The sequence below is a fragment of the Streptomyces similanensis genome (assembly GCF_039543625.1).
Lineage (GTDB): Bacteria > Actinomycetota > Actinomycetes > Streptomycetales > Streptomycetaceae > Streptomyces > Streptomyces similanensis.
Genome location: NZ_BAABKC010000102.1, coordinates 1 through 4,477 on the forward strand (window position 1 = coordinate 1; position 4,477 = coordinate 4,477).

The following is a 4,477-nucleotide window of genomic DNA, read 5'->3' on the forward strand; positions in this document are numbered from 1 at the left end:
GCCTCCTCGCCCGGCGCCACCACCTGGTAGGTCTCCTTCAGGAAACCCGAGACGGCCGGCGCCCACACGTACACCGCCGCGTGGTGCCGGCCGCCGTCGGGGTGCGCGTCGCCGTAGAACTCCATGCACAGCTCCTCCCACGGGCCGGTCGACACCGGGTGGAAGCGCACGTCGCCCATGCCCACCGGACGGACCAGCCCCTCCTGGAGCATCTCCCGGTCCAGCTTCCAGCGGGCGAGCACCCGGCCGTCATGGCTGAACGCGGCCGTGACGGCGAACGGGTCGTCGGCGTCGTAACCGAGGTGCGCGAGCACAGGGAAACGGTCCGTGCCGCTCGCCTGCAACTGCACGACCAAGCTCCGGTGCACCAAAGAGTTCACGAGTGGGGCCCTCCGAGGACATCAGGACGTAGGGCCCTCTAGTACCCCCCGAACGCGCAAGATGCTCAGGCGAGCGGGTGAATCTCGGATCAGAGCGCCTTCCGCAGCGCGGGCAGCAGGGTCTTCGCCGACCAGTCGAGGAACGGCTCCTGGGCGTCCCCGCCGATCTGCACCAGGGCGACCTCGGTGAATCCGGCCTCGGCGTAGGGGCGTACGGCCTCGACGAACGCCTCCGGGTCGTCGCCGCACGGGATCGACCCGGCCACGTCGTCGGGGGTGACGAACTGGGTCGCCGAGTCGAACGAATCGGGGTGCGGCAGCTCGGAGTTGACCTTCCAGCCGCTGCCGAACCAGCGGAACTGGTCGTGCGCCCGCGCGATCGCCGCGTCCCGGTCGGTGTCGTAGCACACCGGCAGCTGGCCCACCCGCGGCTTGCCCTCGCCGCCGTGCCGGTCGAAGGCCTCGATCAGCCCCGGCTTGGGCTCGGTGGCGATGACCAGGTCGGCGAGGTGGCCGGCCAGCTCGCAGGACTGCTCGCCGGAGACGGCGATGCCGATGGGCGGCGGCTGGTCCGGCAGGTCCCACAGCCGGGCCGACTCCACGTCGAAGTGCGCGCCGTGCCGGGTGACGTGGCCGCCGCCGAACAGCGCGCGGATGATCTCGACGGCCTCCTCCAGGCGTTCGTGGCGGACGTCGACGGAGGGCCAGCCGCCGCCCACCACATGCTCGTTGAGGTTCTCGCCGGAGCCCAGGCCGAGCCGGAACCTGCCCTCGGACAGCAGCTGCACCGTCGCCGCCTTCTGCGCCACGATCGCGGGGTGGTAGCGGAAGGTCGGGCAGGTCACGTACGTCATCAGCGGGATGCGCGAGGTGGCCTGCGCGGCCGCTCCGAGGACGCTCCACGCGTACGACGCGTGGCCCTGGGAGCGCAGCCAGGGGAAGTAGTGGTCCGAGATGACCGAGAAGTCGAAGCCGACCTCCTCGGCCCGCACCACATGGCCGACCAGCTCCCGGGGCCCGGCCTGCTCGGTCATCATCGTGTATCCGATTTGCACCATGCGGCCCGAGTCCCCGCGCGGGCGCGGACGAAAACGGCCGACCGTGATCATCCTCCGTACGGCCCACACCGTACCCGGCCCCCGGCGCCCGGCCGGGCCGCGCCCCGGGCGGCTCAGCGCACCCCGAACCGCTCCGCCCAGTCCAGCACGTCCGCGACCGTCGCGTTGCCCCCGCACACCACCAGGCCGATCCGGGCGTCCGGACCGACCCGGTCCCGCACCCGGCGGGCGGCCGGCAGCAGACAGCCGGCGGCGGGCTCGGTCCACACCTTGGCGTGCTCGGCCAGCTCCAGGCAGCCCCGGACGGCCTCCCGGTCGGAGACCACCAGCACCTCCTCCACCAGGGCGGCGACGTGGTCGTAGGTCAGGCGCGACACCGAGGGAGCGCTCAGGGTGGTGACGACGGAGGACAGCTCCACCGGCACCGGACCGCCGGCCGCCAGCGCCCGGGACATGGCCTCGGCGCCCGCCGTCTCCACGCCCCACACCCGCACCCCGGGGCGCAGCGCGCGCAGCGCCGCGGCGACGCCCGCGATCAGTCCGCCGCCGCCGACGCTGACCAGGACGTCGGTCAGCTCGTCGGCGTCCCGGGCCAGTTCCAGACCGACGGTGCCCTGCCCGGCGATCACCACCGGGTCGTCGAAGGGGTGGACCAGGGTCAGCCCCTCCTCGCGCAGCCGCTCGGCCGTCGCGAACGCCTCGGCCATGCCGTCGGTCAGCCGCACCGACGCGCCGGCGGCCCCGGCGATCTCGACGGACCGCGCCGGGGCCGACGCCGGCATGACCACCGTGGCCTTCACGTCCAGGGCGGCGGCCATCACCGCGAGCGCGATCCCGTGGTTGCCGCCGCTGACCGCGACCACGCCCGCGGCCCGCTGCGCCGCGTCCAGCGACAGCAGCTTCGCCGTCGCGCCGCGCGCCTTGAACGAGCCGGTGCGCTGGAGCAGTTCGAGCTTGACGGTGACCGGGACGCCGAGCAGCGCGGACAGGCCGGGGCTCGGCGCCGTCGGCGTCCGCACCACGTGTCCGGCGATCCGCCCGGCCGCGGCTTCGATCTCCGAGATGCCGATCACAGCGGTTTCTCCCCTCGGCGCGGGGCTGGCGTCCGCACCACCCCGACCCTCACCCGGCGGGGGCGCCCCGGTCAAGATCCCGCGGCGCCTCCGGATCCGTCAGTGCTGCTGAGGCTTCTGCGCGGTGGCCTCGCTGGGCCGGACGACGACATGTCCCTCGCCCCGCAGCATCAGCTGCACCGCCTCGCCGGAGCCGCCGCGCAGCATCGAGCCGACCGACTGCGAGCGGTGCAGCGACGTCTGGAGCCGGGCGGTCCAGCCGACCACGGCGTCGGTGTCGACGTACACCGGCTGGTCGGGCGTGACCGGTATGACGAGCGGGTTGCCCTCGCACACCAGGCCGAGCCGGCCCTGTCCGGTGAACACGCTGTTGAACAGTCCGCCGCCCGCTATGCCCGAGCCCTTCACCGTCTTGATCTCGTACGCGAGCGAGGCGTCGAAGCACAGGACGTTGCGCCCGTTGACGGTGAACTCGTCGCCCGCGCCGATCTCGACGACGAAGACGTTCTGCGCCTCGTGCGCGAACCAGGCCTCGCCCCGCCCGCGCACCACCATGAGGGGGAGCCCCTCGCCGGTGACCGCGCGCTTGAGCATGCCGCCCACGCCCTGTCCCTTGCGTTCGAACCTCAGGTCGCCGCGGAAGGCCACCATCGCGCCCTGGCGGGCGAGCATCTCGCCGTCCACCGCGTACTTCACGCACTTGGCGTTCTCGACGTACATGCCCGGCGCGGTCGCGGGCCGTACCACGTGCTCACTGGAGAAAAGATCACCCTTCATCCGGGCATCCTGGCCCGGAAGGACTCCTTCCGCCAAGATCACTGTTCGAAGTCGTCGGCGCCCGCGGGGACGGCGGCAGTGGATTCGGCGGCGGCGGCGTTCGCCTTGGTCTGCTTGCCGCAGAACGCCGCCTCCAAAGTGGCCGGCATGGTGCTCTGCACGGTCGCGTTGTTGGAGGTGTTGGCGAGCGCGGTGAGGCTGCGCAGGCCGCCCGCGCTGGTGAACGCGTAGGTGTAGAAGCCCTGGACGACGCCCGTGTGCCCGTAGACCGAGACCCCGCAGGACAGGTCGCGGCGGCGCAGTCCGAGCCCGTAGGCCTGGCCGGGGCCGGCCGGCAGCCACTGGCGCATCTGGTCGAGTTGGGCGGCGGGCAGCAGCCGGCCGCCGAGCAGCGCCGACAGGAAGGTGTTCAGGTCGCGGGCGGAGGAGATCAGGGCGCCGGCGCTCTGCGCCCACGACGCGGTCTGGTCGGTGGCGTCCACCAGGGCGGCCTTCGTGTCGTCCGGGGTGAGGTAGCCGTGCGCGTGGCGGCCGGGGATCGTCGTGTCGGGGTGGACGTAGAAGGTGTCGGTCAGCTTCAGCGGCTCGATGATCCGCTGCTCGTACGCGGTGCGCACCGGGTGGCCGGTCAGCTTCTCGATGAGCGCTCCGGCCACCACGAAGTTGGTGTTGGAGTAGGAGTAGGCGGCGCCGGGCGCGTTGGTGCGCGGGTGCCGCAGCGACTCGGCCACCAGCTCCCGGTAGGTGAAGACCTTGGTGCGCACGGCCTCGAAGCCGGCCACGGACTGGGCGAACATGTCGTAGGTGTAGTCGTAGAGGCCGCTGCGGTGGCCGAGCACCTGGCGCACGGTGATGCGGTCGTCGGGCAGCAGCCCCGGCAGGTAGCGGTTCACGGAGGCGTCGAGGTCGAGCCTGCCCTCGGCGGCCAGCTGGAGCAGGACGACGGCGGAGAACGTCTTGGTGACGCTGCCGATGCGGAACCGGTCGGCGCTGTCCATCGCCTCGCCCGCGCCCCGGTCGGCGAGGCCCTCGACGGCGGTGTGGACGGTGGCGTGGTCGTCGTAGGAGGCGCGGTGGTCGTCGATGCGGGCCAGCGCGCCCGGCGCGCCCTGGGCGACGGCGGCGCGCAGCGCACCGGCGAGGGCCGCCGGGTCCGGCGCGGGCAGCACGGCGCGTGCCGTGCGGGCCG

At 73.1% G+C, this 4,477-nt stretch carries 5 protein-coding genes; all 5 read right to left on the bottom strand.

All coding sequences use genetic code 11. The annotated features are described in order from the left end of the window. The coding region (locus ABEB07_RS30045; protein ID WP_345671220.1) for an SsgA family sporulation/cell division regulator at positions 1–380 on the bottom strand (380 nt) is incomplete at its 3' end. A gap of 89 nt (positions 381–469) precedes the next feature. Continuing rightward, complete coding sequence (locus ABEB07_RS30050; protein ID WP_176147905.1) at positions 470–1,438, bottom strand: LLM class F420-dependent oxidoreductase; 969 nt, start codon at positions 1,436–1,438, stop codon at positions 470–472. Positions 1,439–1,551: 113 nt separating this feature from the next. Beyond that, the gene (locus ABEB07_RS30055) at positions 1,552–2,511 is read right to left on the bottom strand and encodes a threonine/serine dehydratase (protein ID WP_345671221.1); all 960 of its coding nucleotides are present in this window, start codon (positions 2,509–2,511) and stop codon (positions 1,552–1,554) included. A gap of 99 nt (positions 2,512–2,610) precedes the next feature. Beyond that, the gene (locus tag ABEB07_RS30060) at positions 2,611–3,288 is read right to left on the bottom strand and encodes an AIM24 family protein (protein ID WP_176147903.1); all 678 of its coding nucleotides are present in this window, start codon (positions 3,286–3,288) and stop codon (positions 2,611–2,613) included. Between the two features lie 38 nt (positions 3,289–3,326). After that, positions 3,327–4,457, bottom strand: coding sequence for a serine hydrolase domain-containing protein (locus tag ABEB07_RS30065; RefSeq protein WP_425589098.1), 1,131 nt, complete (start codon positions 4,455–4,457; stop codon positions 3,327–3,329). Positions 4,458–4,477 lie beyond the last annotated feature (20 nt).

Coding starts and splice junctions, on each gene's coding strand:
- ABEB07_RS30060 (WP_176147903.1), bottom strand. CDS start 3,288: ATGAAGGGTGATCTTTTCTCCAGTGAGCACGTGGTACGGCCCGCGACC.
- ABEB07_RS30050 (WP_176147905.1), bottom strand. CDS start 1,438: ATGGTGCAAATCGGATACACGATGATGACCGAGCAGGCCGGGCCCCGG.